At 51.4% G+C, this 449-nt stretch carries 1 pseudogene; it reads left to right on the top strand.

The window, feature by feature from the left end:
- Positions 1 to 129: 129 nt before the first annotated feature.
- Positions 130 to 449, top strand: a pseudogene (locus tag WH277_RS01225) (Glu/Leu/Phe/Val dehydrogenase); the annotation flags it as partial.

The raw sequence follows: 449 nt of genomic DNA, 5'->3' as shown, positions 1-449 counted from the left end.
AACAGGAATTTAGCGTGGCCATCAGTATGGCCGATTTTTTACAGCAGCCAACCCCGTTGGGGATTCGCCACTGTTTGCTGAAGTCTGGCGTTGTTGAGCAAAATCTCACTCATTAACAGGATGAAAATCATGTGCGCATTGAATGCAACACTGAACGATAAACAGTATCAGATTGAAACCGTGCAGTTTGACAGCGAGACGTCCTTTACTCTGGCCTGCTCACCACAAATCAAACTTCTTCCGGCCAACGGCGGCATTCGCTGGCGTCAATATGGCTCGCGTCAGCAGCAGGAGAGTGAGGCTGTGATGCTGGCACAAAGTATGTCACTCAAGCATGGTTTGTATAACACCGGCTTCAGCGGCGGCAAAATTGTGGTCAACAGCCCGCATCTGCCCGCGCAGCAGCCGGAGGTGATGGCAGCGATTGGCGAGCTGCTGAATCGCTATAA

This window comes from Erwinia sp. MYb416 (genome assembly GCF_037479575.1).
Classification (GTDB): domain Bacteria; phylum Pseudomonadota; class Gammaproteobacteria; order Enterobacterales; family Enterobacteriaceae; genus Erwinia; species Erwinia rhapontici.
Note: the sequence above shows the minus strand (reverse complement) of the source record. Positions and strands in the feature narration are given on the sequence as shown.